The sequence below is a fragment of the Flavobacterium potami genome (assembly GCF_020026915.1).
GTDB lineage: Bacteria > Bacteroidota > Bacteroidia > Flavobacteriales > Flavobacteriaceae > Flavobacterium > Flavobacterium potami.
This window is the reverse complement of the sequence record NZ_JAINUY010000089.1, coordinates 1-281: the sequence shown is the minus strand read 5'-3', so window position 1 is coordinate 281 and position 281 is coordinate 1. Positions and strand designations below refer to the sequence as shown.

The 281-nt window shown below is 36.7% G+C and carries 1 protein-coding gene; it reads left to right on the top strand.

Going from position 1 to position 281, the window contains the following annotated elements:
* Positions 1-281 (top strand): UvrD-helicase domain-containing protein (locus tag K6T82_RS24385; protein WP_223711659.1); only part of this gene is annotated, 281 nt, incomplete at both ends.

Below are 281 nucleotides of genomic sequence, written 5' to 3'. Positions count from 1 at the left end.
GTGGGAAAACAGAAAAAAGCGTTGGCTGGCGCACAGAAAACTTCTACCCTGCAGTATAAAGAATTGCTAAATGAACTTCTTAAAAATGAAGGAATAATGCGGTATCAAGATGCCTATTCATATGCTAAATCCGCTATAAATTACCTACCCGAAGCATATACTGATCTCTTTTCATCACGATTCCAGTATGTCTTTATCGATGAGTATCAGGATTGCGATGATGTTCAGCGACAAGCAATAGACTCAATATTTAACTCTTTGAAATGCGCTGTAATTAAAAT